Raw genomic sequence first — 17654 nt, 5'->3', positions numbered from 1 at the left:
GGTCGATGGCTCGACGGGGTCGCGTCCACGAAGCGCCCGTGACGTGCCTGGCGCTCGCGCCCCCCATCAACTGGTGCCGAACGGCGCCTCGGCCATCACGACGTCGCTGCGCACCGGCATGACGATACTCTGGTTGGTCGGCACCAGGCCCATCGCCTTCATCGTTCTGCGGTGCTCGTGCGAGAACTGCGCCAGTCCACGGTCGGTGCCCGCGATCGCGCCCAGCACTTCCCCCACCCGTTGTTTGCTCGCCTCGCCGTCGCCCGCCTTGGCAAACACGCGCAACGTGCCGTAATTGTTCTGGTCCGCGCCGGCCTGCTCGTTTTTCAGGCCACTGGACGCCAGGTACAGCAACTCGGCATTGTCTGCCTTCGTGAACTGCTGGTAGATGCTGCGCATCTGATCTGTCGTTGCGCTCGTCGTATCGATGATCCAGGCGCGCGCATCGGGAAAAGCTTCAGCCAGGGGCGCAGACGTCTTGGCTTCGCCGTCTGTGATGCAGGCATTGATATCCTTGATGACGATCTTCGCTTCCGAGTTCTTGTCCTTGTTTTCTTCGACGCGAATGCGGGTCTTCTTGATCGCATTCTGCGTTTCATAGTACGGATGTTCGTAGGCGATCTGCACATCGCCGCGCCCGGCGAACAATAACGCGCGTGCCGAATCGGTTGCGCCAAGCAGGCTGCGCATGCCGTTGTGCGTGATGATCTTGTTTCCCCTGATGGCGTGGCCCTCGATGCTGGCGTCGTCCTCGATCTCGGAGTCGCTGCCGTGGCCGAGGTCGTACTCCGCCTTGTCCACGTCCATGGCGTCGCCGTCGACGTGTGATGCGCTGTTGTCACCGTTGTCCTTTACCGCCGCCGCCTTCGCTTTCATCGTGTCGAGCGTGTGCACCATCAGCAGCTGGTTCGCCACGTCCAGTGCGGTAGCGATATCGGGGTTCTTGGAAGTCAGCGTTTGCGCGAGGGCCCTGATGTGCTTGCTGGTGGTGGGGTTCGTGCCGGCTTGCGCGACGGTGGCAAGCTGGCTGCTGAACTTATCCAGGTAATTCCGGTAAGAAGCTGCCAGCGGTTGAGCGGCATCGCCCGGCGCCGCTGTCGCGGCCGCGGCCGGCGCGTCGGCGCGGGGCATCGTATAGGTGGCTTCGGGCGCCCTGGTGCTCACCTTGCCATCCTCGGCGACCGTGACGTAGGAAAAAAGCGTGCTCAACGTGGCGCCGATCGGGTTCGCCGCGGCAGGGCCGGTATGCTGCCGGAAGGACGCGGCGTCCACGGCGTTCCTCGCTTTCAGCGTGCGCGTCGCGCTGGTCATCAGCGTTTTTCCCTGGCTTTCCACTTTTGTGAACGCGAGTTGCAAGATATTCTGGTCGCGCTGCAGATCGCCGCTGTGTACCGAGCCTGCGAATTTGTTTCGATCGACGCCATGGTTCTGCGTGAGGGACGTGGCGAAGCTGTCCAGCTCCTGGTCGAGCAAAGCCAGGGCCTTGATGTGCGCTTCCGCATAGGCGGGCGGCATCATGCCGAGATTGATGCGGAAGCTCTCCCCGGTCGCGGCGACGGACGGTGTCAGGTGCCCGAAACTGGAACGCTCGACGGTCGCCGTATCGAGCCCCATCTTGGCCGCTTCGGCGTTGACGATGCCCAGGTAATGGCTCATCAGGAATTCATTGAACGATGCCGCCGGGGTGCTCAGGTCTGCGCCCGATCTGAAGCCTTGGAGCAGCGACCTGGCATCGAAATGCACCATCACGGCCGGGTAGGCGTTGTACACATCGACCTTGATGCGTTTCGCACCGTCCAGCTGCTTGGCGACATGGTCCGACAACGCTGTCCGGTATGCCAGCGATGCATCGTACAGTTCGGCATTGGCGGCGGAGCTGGCCTTGGGACGCCGTTGCAAGGGCTCGGCTGTCAGCCGGCCCTTCACCCGGGAGAGCTCCAGGGTTGGCACGTTGGGAATGCGGCCGACATTTGCCGCGAGCGCCTTCGCATCCCCTTTCGGTCTCGCCACGAGGTTCGTCACGGGGCGTTGATCGGACTTGTTCGAAATCAGCAGGTCGTGATCGAAGCTGCGGATATAGTGACCTGCGTGGTTATTTTCCTCCGCGACACTGGACAGCAGGGAGCCGGCTTGATTGAAATTGCTCGCCAGGCACAGTGTCCTGTCCAGCATGGTGGCCGCGCTGCTGACGTGAAGATTGTCGTCCTGCTGGAATGCCTCTTTACTTTTTACGACATGGTCGTGCGCGGCGGTCAGCGTTTGCTTGTAACCTTCGAGCGATACATTATTGAACTGCTTCTGCAGTTCGCTGGACGTGCTGCGCTCCAGCGCACGCATTTTCTTCATTTCGTCGGGACCGGTTGCGCCGGGGGATAACTGTCGTTTCGGCGGGCGGCCCGCGTCGGCGCGGGGGCCTGGTATCCCGGTTGGGATATTGATGAGCTGGAATAAGCAGCGGGGGGAAGCGGGGGAGTCGGCATCTGATTGGTCCACGGATTGCACACGATCGACCGCGTTCGCTGGAACGCGGCGGGAAACGTCTGGCGGTCGGGAGACCGCGCACGGATGTGCATGAGTGGGGGACGCGGTGCCGCGGGTTCCACCGGCGCCGCGGCAGGCCGGCGCGGGCATTGCGTAGTCCACAATGCAAAACGCCGATCGCAAGGATCGGCGTTTGGTCAGATATCTTGGTGGCCCGGGGCGGAATCGAACCACCGACACAAGGATTTTCAGTCCTCTGCTCTACCAACTGAGCTACCAGGCCAAGGCGCGCAATTATAGCAGCATGGTTGCAGCTTTGCCTAGTCCCTTTTGAACGCGAGGACGGCGCGGCTTTTCAACACCTTGCCGTCCGCGCCGAACAGCACCAGGTACTGCATCTGCTCCGGCTCTGTTTTACGCTGCACGGGCGGATACAGCCACGCCTGCACGCCGCTGCCGAAGGCCACTTCCGTGCCGGCACCCAGCGCCGCGCGCACTTGCGCGCGGTCCAGGCCTGGAACGATGCCCGGCGCGGACGGCGCGTTCGGCGGCGCCGGCTCGTCCATGTATTCGAACGACAGCAGCGTGTCGTCCGGCCAGTCGCGCTGCCACAGCGGCGCGTAGTAGCTGCGATCGAGCAGCACCTGGCAGTCGCAATAGGGCAGGTCGGCCGGGGCCTGACTGCCGCCGGCGTACAGGAAGCGCGGCGGCAGCTGGGCGCTGCGCGCGCCGGCATGCAGCGTCACGGCGAACACGGGGCGCTCCGTGAAAAACAGGTAGTTGCCGTCCGGTGTGCCGCACACCTTGTCGGGGTCCGTCAGCAAGTCGGACAGCCAGTTGAACAGGTGGGCGTTGTTCGACACCAGCCCGGCCTCCATGCCGACCAGGCATTCCAGGCGCAGGTCGCCCAGGCGGCGCATGCCATCCGGCACGCCGGGGCTGCGCACGTCCGCGCGCCACGTCATGCTGGTGGTGCGGCGGTTGGCCACCAGGGCCGCGTCCTCGCGCCAGGCGCGCTCGTCGCGTGCGAGGGTAAAGCTGTTGTCCGGGGCGACGTCGACCGGCAGCGTGACCGTGTCGCCGACGACTTTCAGCGCGATGCCCTCCATGCGCGTGCCCGGAAGGCGCGGCAGCAGGCGGAAACGCAGTTTGGCGCCCGGCGCCAGCGCCGCCTGCTGGCGCGCGAAACGTTCCATGCCGCGCACCATCTTGCGGTAGGATTTGTCGACGGGATCGCGCGTGGCCGTGACGACCACGTTCGGCACCGGCTCCTGGGCCGGCGCCGGCAGGCTGGACCCCGCCAGGGCCAGCAACATCGGCAGGATCGCAAACGGGTGGCGCAACATGACAGTGTGGTGGAAAACCGATCCCTGCATGGTAGCCGGTAACGTACCGGCGCACCGCACGGATGGCGTTACAATTGGCGAGAATCGAGGCGGACCATTGCAGCCGACAATGACTGGCTAACAGGAAAAGATGAATAACGAGACCGTCAAGCCCCCCGCAAGCAGCGGCTATGAGCAGCGCTTCGAGCTGCTCGTGTCCAGCATCACGGATTACGCCATCTACATGCTGGATCCGGAAGGCCATGTCAGCAGCTGGAACGCCGGCGCGCAGCGCTTCAAGGGCTATGCGCCGCAGGACGTCATCGGCAGCCATTTCTCGCGCTTTTATACGGATGAGGACCGGGCCGCCGGCCTGCCCGAGCTGGCGCTGCGCACGGCGCGCGAGGAGGGCCGCTTCGAAGGCGAGGGCTGGCGCGTGCGCAAGGACGGCACCCGCTTCTGGGCCAGCATCGTCATCGATCCGATCCGCACGCCGGACGGCACGCTGGTCGGCTTCGCCAAGATCACGCGTGACACGACCGAACGCATGACGGCGCAGGAAGCGCTGCGCGAGAGCGAGCAGCGCTTCCGCCTGCTGGTGCAGGGCGTTACCGACTACGCGCTGTTCATGCTGTCGCCGCAGGGCCTGATCACCAACTGGAATGCCGGTGCCCAGCGTATCAAGGGCTATAGCGAAGCCGAGGTGGTGGGCACGCATTTCAGCCGCTTCTTCACCGAGGAGGACCGCGCGGCCGGCCTGCCCGAGCTGGCGCTGGAGACGGCCCGCAGCACGGGCCGCCACGAGAGCGAAGGCTGGCGGGTGCGGCGCGACGGCAGCCACTTCTTTGCCCACGCGGTGCTCGATGCGATCCGCGACGAACAGGGCATGCTGATCGGCTTCGCCAAGATCACGCGCGACATCTCCGAACAGCGCAAGGCTGCCGAATCGCTCGAGCAGACCCGCAATGCGCTGTTCCAGGCGCAGAAGATGGAAGCGATCGGCCAGCTGACGGGCGGCATCGCGCACGACTTCAACAACCTGCTGGCGGTGCTGTCCAGCGGGATCGATATCCTGCATGCGCAGCAGCCGGGCAGCACGGCCAACCGGGTGCTGGACAGCATGCGCCGCGCCGTCGAACGAGGCGCGCTGCTGACGCAGCAGCTGCTGTCGTTCGCGCGCCAGCAACCGCTGGCGGCCGCCACCCACCAGCTGAACACCCTGGTGGGCGCGTTCGAGCCGGTGTTGCGCCGCGCCGGCGGCCCGCAGGTTTCCTTTCTGTTCGACCTGGCACCGCGCCTGGCCAGCGTTTCCGTCGACGAGGCCCGCTTCGAGGCAACCCTGCTGAACCTCGTCGTCAACGCGCGCGACGCGATGCCGGACGGCGGCACGCTGACGCTGGAAACCCGCAACGTGGTGCTGGCCGCCAGCCAGGTGGGCGGGCTGCCGGCCGGTCGCTATGTGTGCGTCACCGTGCGCGATACCGGCACCGGCATGGCGCCGGAGGTGGTGGCGCGCGCGTTCGAGCCGTTCTTCACGACCAAGCCGGTCGGCAAGGGCACGGGCCTGGGCCTGAGCCAGGTGTACGGCTTCATCGCGCAGTCGGGCGGGGACGTCGTCATCGAGACGGCGGTGGGCAAGGGCACGTCGATCAGCCTGTACCTGCCGGCCGTCGAGGAAGCGGGGCCGGTCGATGCCGGGCTGCCGGCCGTGCGCAGCGAACGCGTATTGATCGCCGAAGACGACAAGCTGGTCATGGCGGTAGCCTGCGAGCTGTTCGAGACCATGGGGTACGAAGTGCTGACGGCGCCGGACGGCGTGGCGGCGCTGCGCGTGCTGGAGCGCGACGACGATATCGACGTGCTGTTCACGGACCTGATGATGCCGAACGGGATGACAGGCCTGGAACTGGCGCGCGCCGCGCGGGCACGCCACCCGGCCATGAAGATCATCATCGCATCCGGCTACCCACAGGCGGCGCTGCAGCACGAGGAGCCGGGCAGTGCGGAGTTCTCGTTCGTCGGTAAGCCTTACCGGCTGGCCGACCTGGCGCGGCATTTGCGGGCCACCAGCTGAATTTGCAGCGCGACTCATGGTGGCAGGCACCGATCTTCGAGTCGAATGACTCGAAGATCGGTGCCTGCCACCTGCGGGTTTGACGAGATGTGCAGGCCGGTTCCTGCCGACCTGCAGCGCTGATCTCAAACCCCGCCGTAATGCGCGGCCTGCGCCGCTCCCACGTGCGTATCGCCTTCCTCGCGCACTTCGGCCACCGCCTGCAGGTAGCGCTGCAAGGCGTCATCCAGCGTCGGCATCAGGTTGCCCCGTTCGCTGGCCAGCGCCGAGAAGCGCGGTTGTGCGGCCGGATAGTCCAGTGCCGCCGATGGCCGCGCGTCCAGGCCGGCGCTGTCCACGCCAGCCAGCGCGCACACGCGGCGCGCCAGCTCGGCCCAGCTGAGCGCTTCGCCGTTACTGAGGTGCCAGATGCCGCTTTCGCGGTCGATCAGCAGGTCCAGGCAGGTTTGCACCAGGTCCGGCACGTAGGTCGGCGAGACCACCAGGTCGTCGGCGGCCGCGAATGGGCGGCCGGCACTCAGCGCCTGCAGCGCCAGCGTGACGAAGTTGTGCTGGTCCCACGGGCCGAAGAAGGCGCTGGTGCGCACCATCAGCACGTCCGGATTGACCGCCAGCACGCGGCGTTCCGCCTCGGCCTTGCTCTGGCCATAGACGTTCAGCGGCGCGACCGGATCGCTTTCCACGTACGGGCCGCCCTTGCCGCCATCGAACACCAGATCGCTGGAGAACGTCAGCAGGTGAACCTGGTGGCGCGCGCAGGCGATCGCCAGCACGACGGGACCGTGCGCGTTGGCGCGCATGCAACCGGTGCTGTCCTGTTCCGCGTCGTGCACGCGCACGTAGCCGCCCGCGTTGACGATGGCCCAGGGCTTGTAGCGCTCGATGGCCGCCTCGACGGAGGCCGGGTCGGCGATGTCCATCTCCTGGCGCGTCAGCACGCGGAAGGCCAGGTTGCGTTCCTCGCAGATGCGGGCGAACGCGCTGCCCAGGGTGCCGGTGGCACCGCTGATCAGGATCGGCTGCACGGGACGCTGCGCCGTGTGGCGTTCGGCGGGAAGGGCGGCCACCGTGGCGCTGGTCGCCACCGGCGGGCACAGGAAGCGGCCCGGCCGGCGCCACCAGCCCAATCCCTGCAGCACCGGGTTCGACGGCGTGCGGCCCGTCGACAGTTCCTGCATCAGGCGCGCCAGCGCCGTCGGCCGCGGTTGCGGCGAGCGCAGGTCGTAGGCACCGTTCTCGTAATAGCCGCGGCACTCGGTGACGAGGCAGTTCCAGTCGTACGAGCCGAGCAGCGACCAGACGGTCACCGCGCGCACGTCGCCGCCTTTTTTGCGCACGTCGTGCGCCGCGTTCCACACTTCGTGCAGCCAGCGCAACTGGTCTTCCCGGTTGGCGTCGATATGGGCTTCCGTCACGGCCATCGGCAGGCCGTAGCGCTCCCATACTTCCTCCATCAGCGGGCCGATGCCCGGGGTCGGCGTGGCCAGCGCGCGCGCCGTCTCGATGTCCGCGAAGCCGTGCTCGCCCACGTAGCGGGCCGGATAACGCTCGCCGCGGTGGTCCAGCCAGCGCTCGCTGGTGATGTAGTAGTTCAGGCCCACGATGTCCGGCGGGCAGGGATTGTCGCGGAACCACAGCACGTCCTCGGCGGCGATGCCGCTCTTCAGGATGTATGGCCACAGCGTGTGGTCTTCGTCCACGCGGCCGCACAACAGGTCCCACGCCAGCCAGCGCCGCTCGTTGTAGAAATCGGCCCAGTCGGACAGTTCCGGCGTGCTGTAGGTCTTGCCCAGGTCATCGGTCTGCACCAGCTTGGCGTTCGGGTTGACGGCGCGGATCGCCCGCATCGACAGCACCACGCCCTTGCACTGGTTGATCAGCGCCTGCAGGAAGACCAGGTCGCTCTTGCCGTGCGGGTACCAGACGCCGTACAGGCCGGCGAAGCGGGCCGTCGTGCAAGGTTCGTTGACGGGCGTGTAGTACTCCACCCACGGAAAGCGCTGCGCCACGGCGCCTGCGTATTCGGCCAGTTGCGGGGCGAACTCGGGGTCGACGAGGCTGGTGTGGCGGGGGCCGCTGCCATGGTGCACCAGGCCCACGATGGGCGCGACACCCAGGTCGCGCAGGGCCGGCAGCCGTTCGTCGGCCCAGGACCAGTCGGCCTTGTCGACGCCGTCCGGCGCCGTCAGCTCCCACAGGACCGGGTAGCGGATCGCCTTGATGCCCAGTGCCGCAAAGCGGTCCAGGTCGCTGATCCGGGTCTTGTGTCCGTTCTGGTCCATTTGACTGAAATACCGATCGCGCACGCGGTTGACCGTTGCTTCCAGTCCGCCCCATAACTCGATCACCTGGCTTTGAATTTCGTCATCATTTTTCATGTTATTGGTGAGCTAGTCGAACGAGGGAGGAAGTATGGCGAAAAAATCAAAACGTTGGCGCCGTATTGCCTCGCGTAACTGAACAGTACGGTGAGGCCATGGCCAGGCATGTGTGCGCGGTGCCGCGGCCCGCTTCGGTAAACTGGTTGGCTGGATCAAGCTTGGAGGGGACGCATGCGGCTGGTTTTCATGGGCAACTCGATCGAGGAGTGGGGCACCGCGGTGGCGGTGGCGTTTGCGACCGCCGTGCTGATGTACACCGCGCGCTACCTCCTGATCCACCGGCTGGCCCAGGTTGCCGAGCGCAGCGAGACGCGGGTGGACGACTGGTTCCTGCGCCTGCTGCGTGCGACCTACACGATCTTCATCCTGATCCTGGCGCTGTACCTGGGCTCGCTGATGCTGGAGTTTCCGCGCAAGTACGAGCTGTGGCTGTGGCGGGTAGCCGTCTCGGCCATGCTGATCCAGGCCGCGATCTGGGCCGATACCGCCGTGCGCGCCTGGCGCAGCCGCTACCGCCAGGCCGCCATGGGCACGGAAAGCGTGGCCAGCGCGGCCTCCACCGCGATCATCGACTTCCTGCTGCGCCTGGTGGTCTGGGTCGTGTTCATGTTGATGATCCTGGACAACCTGGGTTTCAACATCACGACCCTGGTGGCCAGCCTGGGGATCGGCGGTATCGCGGTGGCGCTGGCGGTGCAGAACATCCTGGGCGATCTGCTGGCATCGCTGTCGATCGTGCTGGACAAGCCGTTCGTCGTGGGTGACTTCATCATCGTCGGCGAGCATCTGGGCACCGTCGAATACATCGGCCTGAAGACGACGCGGCTGCGCGGCCTGGGCGGCGACCAGGTGATCTTCTCCAACGGCGACATCCTGAAGGCGCGCATCCTGAACCAGACGCGCATGTTCACGCGCCGCGCCGCCTTCATCCTGCGCGTGCACTACGCCACCGATCCGGCCAGGCTGGAAGCCATTCCGCCGATGATCAAGGCGATCATCGAGGCGCACGAGCAGACCGCTTCGTTCGAACGCGCCCACCTGCGCGACCTGGCCGAGTGGTCGTTGAATTTCGAGGTGGTCTACTGGATCAAGAGCCCGGACTATTTCATCTTCATGGACACGCAGCAGTCGATCCTGCTGGCCGTGCTGCGCGGCCTGAAGGAGCGCGGCATCGAGGTCGCGTATCCGGCCCGGATGATCGTGCGCGATCCCTTCGATTGCATCGAAGGGGCCTCTCCACTACACTCACCCGCTTCCAACAAGCGGGAGGGGACATGAAAAAAATGGCGGTCAAGGTCATCGCGGGTGCGGTGGCGGGTGGACTGGCGCTGCTGCTGGCCGGCAGCGCCAGGGCGGCCTCGGTGCAGGAGGTGGCGGAGCGTTATCGCACGCTGGTGCTGGCCGTGGGCCAGCACGACAAGGACTACGTGGACGCCTACTATGGCCCGGCGGTCTTGCAGGAGCAGGCCGCGCGCGACAAGCAGGATTTGCCGTCGATCCGCGCCGGCGTGCAGGCCGCGATCGCCGATCTGGCGGACAAGCAGGGCGCGAGCGCCGACGAAGCGCTGCGCATCGAGTTCCTGCGCAAGCAGCTGCGCGCGATGACGGCCCGGGTCGACATGCTCGCCGGGAAAAAATTCACGTTCGACGAGGAGACGGCGCTGCTGTACGACGCCGTCACGCCGCACCACGACCGCGCGCATTACGAGAAGCTGCTGGCGCAAATCGACCGGCTGGTGCCGGGCAAGGGCCCGCTGCCGCAGCGCGTGCAGGCGTTCCGGGCCCGCTTCGCGGTGCCCAGGGAGCGCCTGAAACCGGTGATGGAGGCGGCCATCGCGGCTTGCCGCGAGCGCACCGCGAAGTACCTGAAGCTGCCGGCCAACGAGAGCTTCGTGCTGGAATTCGTCACCGGCAAGCCGTGGTCCGGCTATAACTGGTACAAGGGCGACGCCCATAGCCTGATCCAGATCAACACGGAGTTCCCGATCTATATCGAGCGGGCCGTGGACCTGGGCTGCCATGAAGGCTATCCGGGCCACCACGTCTACAACGCGCTGCTGGAGCAGGCCCTCGTCAAGGAGCGCAACTGGGTCGAGTTCAGCGTCTATCCGTTGTATTCGCCGATGTCGCTGGTGGCCGAGGGCAGCGCCAACTACGGCATCGAGATGGCCTTCCCGGACGACGAACGGATCGCCTTCGAGCGCGACGTGCTGTATCCGCTGGCCGGCCTCGATCCCAGGCTGGCGGCGCAATACGGCAGCCTGGTCAAGCTGCTGGGGCAATTGAGCTACGCCGACAACGACATCGCCATGCACTACCTGGAGGGGCGCTTCACGCGCGAGCAGGCCATCGAGTGGCTGACCAACGTGGCGCTGTATCCGCCGGAAAAGGCCGGGCAGCGGGTGCAGTTCTACGACGCGGTGCGCGGCTACGTGATCAACTACAACCTGGGCAAGGACCTGGTGAAAGCGTGGGTCGAGCGGCGCGTCACCAGCACCGACCCGGCGCAGGCGCGGGCGCAGCGCTGGGCCGCGTTCAAGGAGCTGCTGTCGTCGCCACGGCTGGCGAGCGGGCTGCGCGACTGAGCGTCAAAGGGTCTGTCCCCGCAGGGGACTGACCCTGAAGTTTGTCCCAGACTTCGGCGACTCGCGAGCCAAACTTCGGGGTCAGTCCCCGAGGGGACTGACCCCTGTACGCCGCCGTTACTGGACGTCGCCCGTGCCGGCGCCGGCGTCCACGTCCTTCTTCACCCGTGCCGAGGAAGGCAGCGCCACGGCGCTACGCTGCGGCACCAGCTTGGCCACGTCGGACTCGGCCATCGTCAGCGCCAGTTGCTGGCGCTGCAGCACCGCCAGGCGGCCCTGGTCCAGCAGCTGCAGGTCGCGCAGTTCGTACGGGCCGGTGCTGCCGGCCAGCAGTGCCGCGTCGAACGGCAGGCCGATGGTGGCCTGGCCCGGCTCGACCCACTGCGCCGCGTTGCCCACGGCGAGCGGTTGCAGGCTGCCCTGCACGGTGCCGTACAACACGCCACGCACCTCATAGCGGCCCGCGCTCGCGGCCTCCACGCCCAACTTGACCGTCAGGGCACCGTTCTCGCCGGCCAGGTCGGCGCTGCGCGTCAGCCTGGCCGTCGGCAGCGCCACCGGCACGGCGAAGCGGGTCGAGCGCAGGGCACGCTGGCCTTTGACCGTGGCTTCCACGTTCGCCTGCACTTCCCACAGGCCCGGTTCGGCGGCATCCGCGGCAGCCGGGGCGACGACGGCGGCCATGCGGCCGTCGGCACCGCGTTTGAATTCCAGCGGATAGCTGCGGCCCGTCGGCGCCACCAGCCTGGCGTCGATGCGGCCAGGGGCGACCTTGTCGGCCAGGTACTGCAGCTGCGCCAGCACGGTCAGCTGCTGGCCCTGCAGGTAGGCGGCGGACGTGGTCTGCATCGTCAGCGCCAGCGGGCTGTCCGGCTCCACCACGTTGACGAGGTAGCGCTGGCCCGGGTTCAGGCCCTGCGCCCGCATGCGCACCGGGCCGCTGCCGACGTCGGCGCCAAGGCGGAACGCCGAGGTGCCGGAGGCGAACGGCAAGTCGGCCTTGGCCAGGCGGTCGGCCGAGACCAGCGTCTCCATGCCGTCGCCGGCATTGCGCTCACGCCCGGCCGCGTCGATCAGGATCAGCGCGGAAGGATGGATCGCCTCGTTCTCGCGGATCGACGCTTCGCCCACCGGTTGCAGGCGCACGATGGCGCGCGGCGCGGTGGTCGGCAGCGCGACGCCTTGTTCCAGCTCGGCGCCCGTCACCGTGAAGTAGGCTTCGCGGCTTTGCGCGACGAACGGCTGCGGCGCGGCGACGGCGGCGCGCGAGGCCCAGCTGAACGACACGGGTTCGCGCGTCACCGACGGCATCTTGGCGGCCAGCGTGCCGCTCGCGGGGGCGGCACGCAGCGCGGCCGGGGTCAGGTCGCCGGCGCGTTGCGGCAGCAGTTCGGCGTGGGCGGCCAGGGTGGTGCAGCACAGGGCTGCCAGCAGTTTCAGTTGCATGGTCATGGCGGCTCCTCAGATGTCGTTACGCAGAATGACGTCCAGGCCGAAGCACTTGCGGCGGCTCTGGTTGTGCGACAGCGGCTCGGCGCCGCTGGTGCGATCCTTGTCGTAGAACCAGCGGGTGCCGGCGGCGGACTGGCTGGTGCATTCCAGGAAGCCGTCCGAGCAGCTGTTCAGCCAGCCCTGCGTCACTTCCAGGCCCACGTTTTCGGCGTAGCCGCCGCAGTAGCTGTCGCCATCGAACGGCGAGCTGTCGACGTCCGTGCCGACCACGCTGTGGAACGGTTTCGGCAGCGCCGGGCGGCCGGCGGTCCCGTACAGCATCGTGTTGTTGTAGTTGGCCATCCAGCTGACCTGCTGCTGGCGCACGGCGTCGTTCTTGAAGCCCAGCAGCCAGCCGACCGACGCCTCGAAGGCGTTGCCGCTGATGGCGGCATCGGCCAGCGGGGTGCCGGCCGACGACGGCGCCAGCGCATTGACCCAGCGGATCGCCCGGATGATGGTGGGGAAGCGGCTGTCCTGGGTGGGATTGGACATGATCCAGCGGATGATGTTGCCGCCGTTCGAATGGGTTTCGACGACCAGGTCCGTGATGTCGTTGTTGACGATGAAGCGGTGCAGCTGGTCCGCCAGGCAGCCGCCGGCGGCGCTGGCCCACATGTACTGGTTGAAGTCGCAGTTGACGACGACGTACAGCGACTGGTTCGGCAGGCCTTGCCGGACCGAGTCGATCATCTCCTGGGTCCAGTAGTCCTTGGCGGCATTGGTCTGGCTGCCGGTGCCATGTACGAATGCCAGGCCGGTATTGCCGGCTTGCGCCGGCAGGGCGGCGGCCAGCGCCAGTGCCGTGGCCAGGGTGCAGCTCTTCCACTTGCTGAATTTCATCTCTTGTCTCCGAGGTGTAAGTGAAGCTGGGTGAGTGAAACGTGGGTGCAGCGGTGGTGTTGCGGGTACTGCAGCGGAGGCGGAAATGGCCGAGGCTGCTGGCTGGAGTGGGAGAGTACGGAAGCACGACCGTGCGGTATTGTCCGTTCGTGCCAGCGTTTTGATGGATTCCGCCAAAATAAAGTCCGTCTTGATATTGCTCAATCGGACGGCAGAAATAGCGAGAAAACCCCTGGTGACAGGCACCTGTTTGCGCGTCCGAGACGCACAAACAGGTGCCTGTCACCACGGGCTTGTCATGAGGCTAGGTATCGGCAGAGGTGCCCAGCAAGGCAATCATGTCCGGCAGCGGCATCGGCCGGGCAAACAGGTAGCCCTGCATGCCGGGGCTGCCGTGCTCGGCCAGGAAGGCGGCCTGCTCGTGTGTCTCGACGCCTTCGGCGACCACGCGCAGGCCCAGGTGGCCCGCCATCGCCATGATCGACTGCACGATCGCGGTGCCGTTGGCGTCGCCGGGCATGTCGTGGATGAAGCTGCGGTCGATCTTCAGCTCGTACAGCGGCATGCGTTTCAGGTAGGCGAGGTTGGAGTAGCCGGTGCCGAAGTCGTCGATCGAGAAGCGGATGCCCAGCTGCGCCAGTTCGTGCATGCGCTCGATGGTGTCGTCCAGGTTCTCGATCAGGAGGCCTTCCGTCACCTCGAAGATCAGCTGCGTGGCGGGCGCGCCCGTCTCTTCCAGGATCGTGCGCACGTCGGCCACGAAGTCGGCCTGGCGGAACTGCGACGGGCTGACATTGACGGACAGCGGCAGCGCCGATCCCTCGGCGTCCAGCCGCAGCCAGGCCAGGCAGGCCTGGCGCAGCGCCCAGCGACCCAGCGGCACGATCAGCCCTGTCGCTTCGGCCACCGGAATGAAGATGTCCGGCGGCACGTGCGTGCCGTCGGCGCGGCGCCAGCGCATCAGCAGCTCGGCGCCGACCGGCGTGGTGTCCTGGCTGACCTGCAGCTGCAGGTGCATCTGCAGTTCGCCGTTCTCCAGCGCCATCGACAGGTCGCGCTCCATCGTCAGGCGCCGTTCCACTTCGGCGCGCATGGTCGATTCGAACAGCGCCACGCCATTGCGGCCCTCGGCCTTGGCGCGGTACATCGCGATGTCGGCCTCGCGCAGCAGGTCCTGCACCGTCTGGCCGCCGCGCGGCAGCACGGCCACGCCGATGCTGGCCGACGAGGTATACGATTGGCCATCGATCTCGAAGCTCTTGCGGATCGCGTCGCGGATGCGTTCGGCCATCGCCAGCGCCGCGTGGGTGGCGGCATCGGGGTCGCGGCCCAGGTTCTGCAGCAGCACGACGAATTCGTCGCCGCCCAGGCGCGCCACGGTGTCGTCCGAGCGCACCAGCTGCGTCAGGCGCTGGGCCGCCTTGCGCAGCATCGAGTCGCCGGTGGCGTGGCCACGGGCGTCGTTGATGTACTTGAAGTGATCGAGGTCGATGAAGATGACGGCGCCGCAGCGCTGATCGCGCTGGGCGCTGGCCAGCATGTGTTCCAGGCGGTCCATCAACAGGCGGCGGTTCGGCAGGCCGGTCAGCACGTCGTAGAAGGCCAGGTTGTGGATCGCATCGGCGGCGCGCTTGCGCTCCGTGATGTCGCGCCCCACCACGACCCAGTGCGTATTGGTACCGCCTTCGTCGGCGAACGGCACCATCTCCATCTCGACGAGGTAAGGCTCGCCCGACTTCGTATAGTTCATCAGCTCCGCCGTCACGGATTCCACCCGGCGCATAGCCTCGACGACGCGCTGCACTTCCAGTGCGTCCGTCAGTGGCCCGTGCATGATGCGCATGCTCTGGCCCATCAGCTCCTCGCGGGTATAGCCGGTGCGGCGCAGGAAGGCGTCGTTGACGAAGGTGATCGGCTGCTCGGCCGCCGTACCGGGTACCGCCTCGGCGATCATGACCATTTCGTTCAGGCGCGCCACGGCGGCCGATGTCAGGCGCAGTTCGGCGTTGACGGCCGCCAGCCGGTCGCGGTTGTGCTGCAGCGATTCGGCGTGACTGCGCAGGTCCTTCAGCGAGCGTGCCAGCCGCTGCAGCAGCGCGCTCGACGAGATCGTCAGCAGCAGGCCCACGCACAGGAAGTTCAACGTGACCACCAGCGATGGCGCCAGCGCATGTTCCGGCATGCCCGTCACGTACAGCCGCGCATGGCCCGTCAGCCCGAGCGCCAGCACGGTGGCCGCACCAAGGCCCAGCGCGAACAGGGCGGGCCATAGTCCCAGCAGCACGGCGCCCAGCACGGGCGGGGCCAGCAGGTAGACCTGACTGACCGGCCCGACCGTCACCATCAGGCCGACGCCGACAAAATACAGGATCGCCAGCAGGTTGACGACGCGGGCCGTGTACGACAGGCAGCGCGCGCGCCAGACGCCCAGCAGCCAGGCCAGCGCCGCGATATCGGTCAGGACGATGGCCATCAGCCCTTCGTGCAGCGCCAGCGCCACGCTGGGCACGGCCGCGACGATACCCAGTACCGTCACGATCGACAGCAGTTGGGAGAAGATCTGGGTGCGCCAGTGCGCCATATCGTTGAATGCCACGATGCTGCCGAGGAGGGTGTATGTAAGGCAATATATATTGCGAGGTGGAAAATATGGTACGTGGTTTCGCCCAAAAAGTCATCAACAAGCTGCCGTTGTTGCTGGCTGCCGACGCCGATCCGTGGCGCGTTTCCGAGTCTTCCCTCGACAAAAGCGCTGGCTGGAGAGTTGCAAAAACAGTATGATTTTCAGACCGAAAATACATGGGAGCAACCTTGCATAGTTTTACCTCCTCGCCGCCACTGGCCTTGCAATCGCCCCGTTTGTTTGCCTGGTCGGGCCGGATCGGGCGGCTGCGCTATATTAATTACTCGGCCGCCGCGTTCTGGCTCAGCGTCGTGCTGGGTGTCGCAGCCGGGCTGGCCTTGCGGGCCACTGCGTGGGTATTGCTGTCTCAACTGTTGGGAACGCTGATCTCGTTCCTGCTGCTGGGGGTCTTCGCCCTGGCGCTGGCCCGGCGCCGCTTGATGGACATGGGACACAGCGGCTGGTTTGCGCTGTTGCTGCTGGCTCCGCTGGTGAACGTGGCGCTGCTGTTGTGGCTGCTCCTGGGGGCGGGGGAGGCCGGCGCGAACCGGCACGGCGCCCCGCCCGTGGCGAACAGCCTGCTCGTCAAGGCCCTGGCGGGTGTCGTCGTGGTGCTGACAATGGCCGGCATGGCTTACCTGCTGCTGCTTCAGCCGGTGCCGCAGGATCCCTGGGGGCATTTCTGATGCAAGCGGCGCACACCCCCGTCGCCGCGCCGCCCCCACCGCCACGTTTCGCCGCGCGGGTCGGCCGGCTGCGCTACCTGAATCTGCTTGCCGCGACCGTTGTCGGTGCGCTCGTGGTGTTGCTCCTGTTGTGCCTGGCGCTGCGCACCTACCCGGGTGGTGTCGCCATCATGGGAGTGTGGATGGCCGCGGGTATGGTCATCTGGCAACAGATCGCTGCCGCCGTCGTGTCGGTCTGGCGACTGCATGACGTGGGCCGTTCGGGTCTCTGGGCACTGATCTGGCTGATGCCATACGGCGGCGTCGTCGCGATGCTGTACCTGCTGTTCGCCCCCGGCAATGCGGTGCCCAACCGCTTCGGGCCCGTGCCGGCACAGCCTGGAGCGTTCGACAAGGTGGCCGGCGCCGTGGTCCTCGCCAGCCTGCTCGCGCTGGCGGTGGCCGGCTGGTGGCTGGGGCCGCTCGCGCTGGTCGTGGCCTTCATGGACGGATTGATGGCACTCGGCCGCTGACGCCGGCAAGCGTCTCCATCGGGGGGCAGGAACAGCCGTCCGGCGCGGCCCGGCGCTTTGGGCTAGCATGCCGTATCCCGACCATTGCACTGGAGGCGAGATTGACCGATTTTCCTGCGGCGCCAGCCGGCGCCGTGCAACAGCCGCAGCCGTTCGCGCTGCATGGCCGCATCGGCCGCGTGCGTTACCTGGCCTACAGCTTTGGCGCGATGATCGCGCTGCTGTTGGTCGCCATCGTCCTGGGTGCGCTGCTGGGTGCGATTGGCGCCGGGCCGGCCGTCGCCGCCGGGTTGATGCAACTGCTGGTCGGCACGTTGATGGCGGCGGCCAACCTGGTCATTGCCCGCCGCCGTCTGCACGACCTGGGCAAAGCCGGCTGGTGGGGCGTGCTGCTGCTGGTGCCGCTGTTGAATATCGCGGTCACCTTGTGGCTGGCAATCGGCAAAGGAGACGAAGGCGAGAATGCTTACGGCGCGCCGCCGGCCCCCAACAGCCGCGGCGCGATCGCGCTGGCGTGCGTCGGCCCGGGGCTGTTCCTGGCCATGGTGCTGTATTCGGCGGTGGACGCCTACAAAACGATCGGCGAACGCACGCGCGCGGCCAACAGCCGGGTGTTCTGATCAGGAAAACCGGTGACAGTCACCGGTTTTTCG

At 66.8% G+C, this 17654-nt stretch carries 13 protein-coding genes and 1 tRNA gene; 7 read left to right on the top strand and 7 right to left on the bottom strand.

Annotated elements, in window-relative coordinates:
• Nucleotides 1–66: 66 nt before the first annotated feature.
• From E7V67_023385 to E7V67_023375, 3 genes are all read right to left on the bottom strand, one after another.
• Nucleotides 67–2337, bottom strand: a complete 2271-nt coding sequence (locus tag E7V67_023385) for a hypothetical protein (GenBank protein WUR12603.1) — start codon at nt 2335–2337, stop codon at nt 67–69.
• Between the two features lie 351 nt (nt 2338–2688).
• Nucleotides 2689–2764: transfer RNA gene (locus E7V67_023380), tRNA-Phe, on the bottom strand.
• Between the two features lie 37 nt (nt 2765–2801).
• Nucleotides 2802–3827, bottom strand: a complete 1026-nt coding sequence (locus tag E7V67_023375) for a hypothetical protein (GenBank protein WUR12602.1) — start codon at nt 3825–3827, stop codon at nt 2802–2804.
• Between the two features lie 130 nt (nt 3828–3957).
• Here E7V67_023375 and E7V67_023370 point away from each other — a divergent pair, with 130 nt between their 5' ends.
• Nucleotides 3958–5880, top strand: a complete 1923-nt coding sequence (locus E7V67_023370) for a PAS domain S-box protein (GenBank protein ID WUR12601.1) — start codon at nt 3958–3960, stop codon at nt 5878–5880.
• 125 nt (nt 5881–6005) lie between these two features.
• Here E7V67_023370 and E7V67_023365 read toward each other — a convergent pair whose 3' ends face one another.
• Nucleotides 6006–8162 carry a family 1 glycosylhydrolase gene (locus tag E7V67_023365; protein ID WUR12600.1) on the bottom strand — a complete coding sequence of 719 codons (2157 nt, stop codon included), beginning with the start codon at nt 8160–8162 and terminating at the stop codon, nt 6006–6008.
• A gap of 270 nt (nt 8163–8432) precedes the next feature.
• Between E7V67_023365 and E7V67_023360 the strand changes: the two genes are divergently transcribed.
• Entirely contained in the window at nt 8433–9539 is a 1107-nt protein-coding gene (locus tag E7V67_023360) for a mechanosensitive ion channel family protein (GenBank protein ID WUR12599.1), read from the top strand.
• Nucleotides 9536–10846: a hypothetical protein gene (locus tag E7V67_023355; GenBank protein ID WUR12598.1), complete on the top strand. Its 1311-nt coding sequence runs from the start codon at nt 9536–9538 to the stop codon at nt 10844–10846. The genes E7V67_023360 and E7V67_023355 overlap by 4 nt, the downstream gene beginning before the upstream one ends.
• Before the next feature lie 117 nt (nt 10847–10963).
• Here the strand turns inward: E7V67_023355 and E7V67_023350 are convergent, their stop codons facing one another.
• The 3 genes from E7V67_023350 to E7V67_023340 all read right to left on the bottom strand — a co-directional run bounded on the left by E7V67_023350 (nt 10964) and on the right by E7V67_023340 (nt 15776).
• Nucleotides 10964–12298: a DUF4785 family protein gene (locus E7V67_023350; GenBank protein ID WUR12597.1), complete on the bottom strand. Its 1335-nt coding sequence runs from the start codon at nt 12296–12298 to the stop codon at nt 10964–10966.
• Between the two features lie 9 nt (nt 12299–12307).
• Entirely contained in the window at nt 12308–13180 is an 873-nt protein-coding gene (locus tag E7V67_023345; protein ID WUR12596.1) for a hypothetical protein, read from the bottom strand.
• A gap of 304 nt (nt 13181–13484) precedes the next feature.
• Nucleotides 13485–15776: an EAL domain-containing protein gene (locus E7V67_023340; GenBank protein WUR12595.1), complete on the bottom strand. Its 2292-nt coding sequence runs from the start codon at nt 15774–15776 to the stop codon at nt 13485–13487.
• A gap of 53 nt (nt 15777–15829) precedes the next feature.
• On the opposite strand from E7V67_023340, the gene E7V67_023335 reads away from it, so the two are divergent.
• The 4 genes from E7V67_023335 (at nt 15830) to E7V67_023320 (ending at nt 17621) form a co-directional block, all read left to right on the top strand.
• Nucleotides 15830–15961: a hypothetical protein gene (locus E7V67_023335; protein WUR12594.1), complete on the top strand. Its 132-nt coding sequence runs from the start codon at nt 15830–15832 to the stop codon at nt 15959–15961.
• 18 nt (nt 15962–15979) lie between these two features.
• The gene (locus E7V67_023330; GenBank protein ID WUR12593.1) at nt 15980–16489 is read left to right on the top strand and encodes a DUF805 domain-containing protein; all 510 of its coding nucleotides are present in this window, start codon (nt 15980–15982) and stop codon (nt 16487–16489) included.
• Nucleotides 16489–17001: a DUF805 domain-containing protein gene (locus E7V67_023325; GenBank protein ID WUR12592.1), complete on the top strand. Its 513-nt coding sequence runs from the start codon at nt 16489–16491 to the stop codon at nt 16999–17001. Before E7V67_023330 ends, E7V67_023325 begins: the two co-directional genes overlap by 1 nt.
• A gap of 101 nt (nt 17002–17102) precedes the next feature.
• On the top strand, nt 17103–17621 hold the full coding sequence (locus E7V67_023320) for a DUF805 domain-containing protein (protein WUR12591.1): 519 nt from the start codon (nt 17103–17105) through the stop codon (nt 17619–17621).
• The last annotated feature ends 33 nt before the right edge of the window (nt 17622–17654 follow it).

Origin of the sequence: [Empedobacter] haloabium, from assembly GCA_008011715.2 — a bacterium.
Classification (GTDB): Bacteria; Pseudomonadota; Gammaproteobacteria; order Burkholderiales; family Burkholderiaceae_D; genus Rugamonas; species Rugamonas haloabia.
The sequence above is the reverse complement of the archived record's forward strand: the minus strand, read 5'-3'. Positions and strand labels throughout refer to the sequence as shown.

Coding starts and splice junctions, on each gene's coding strand:
- E7V67_023385 (WUR12603.1), bottom strand. CDS start 2,337: ATGCGTGCGCTGGAGCGCAGCACGTCCAGCGAACTGCAGAAGCAGTTC.
- E7V67_023375 (WUR12602.1), bottom strand. CDS start 3,827: ATGTTGCGCCACCCGTTTGCGATCCTGCCGATGTTGCTGGCCCTGGCG.
- E7V67_023370 (WUR12601.1), top strand. CDS start 3,958: ATGAATAACGAGACCGTCAAGCCCCCCGCAAGCAGCGGCTATGAGCAG.
- E7V67_023365 (WUR12600.1), bottom strand. CDS start 8,162: ATGGACCAGAACGGACACAAGACCCGGATCAGCGACCTGGACCGCTTT.
- E7V67_023360 (WUR12599.1), top strand. CDS start 8,433: ATGCGGCTGGTTTTCATGGGCAACTCGATCGAGGAGTGGGGCACCGCG.
- E7V67_023355 (WUR12598.1), top strand. CDS start 9,536: ATGAAAAAAATGGCGGTCAAGGTCATCGCGGGTGCGGTGGCGGGTGGA.
- E7V67_023350 (WUR12597.1), bottom strand. CDS start 12,298: ATGACCATGCAACTGAAACTGCTGGCAGCCCTGTGCTGCACCACCCTG.
- E7V67_023345 (WUR12596.1), bottom strand. CDS start 13,180: ATGAAATTCAGCAAGTGGAAGAGCTGCACCCTGGCCACGGCACTGGCG.
- E7V67_023335 (WUR12594.1), top strand. CDS start 15,830: ATGGTACGTGGTTTCGCCCAAAAAGTCATCAACAAGCTGCCGTTGTTG.
- E7V67_023330 (WUR12593.1), top strand. CDS start 15,980: ATGGGAGCAACCTTGCATAGTTTTACCTCCTCGCCGCCACTGGCCTTG.
- E7V67_023325 (WUR12592.1), top strand. CDS start 16,489: ATGCAAGCGGCGCACACCCCCGTCGCCGCGCCGCCCCCACCGCCACGT.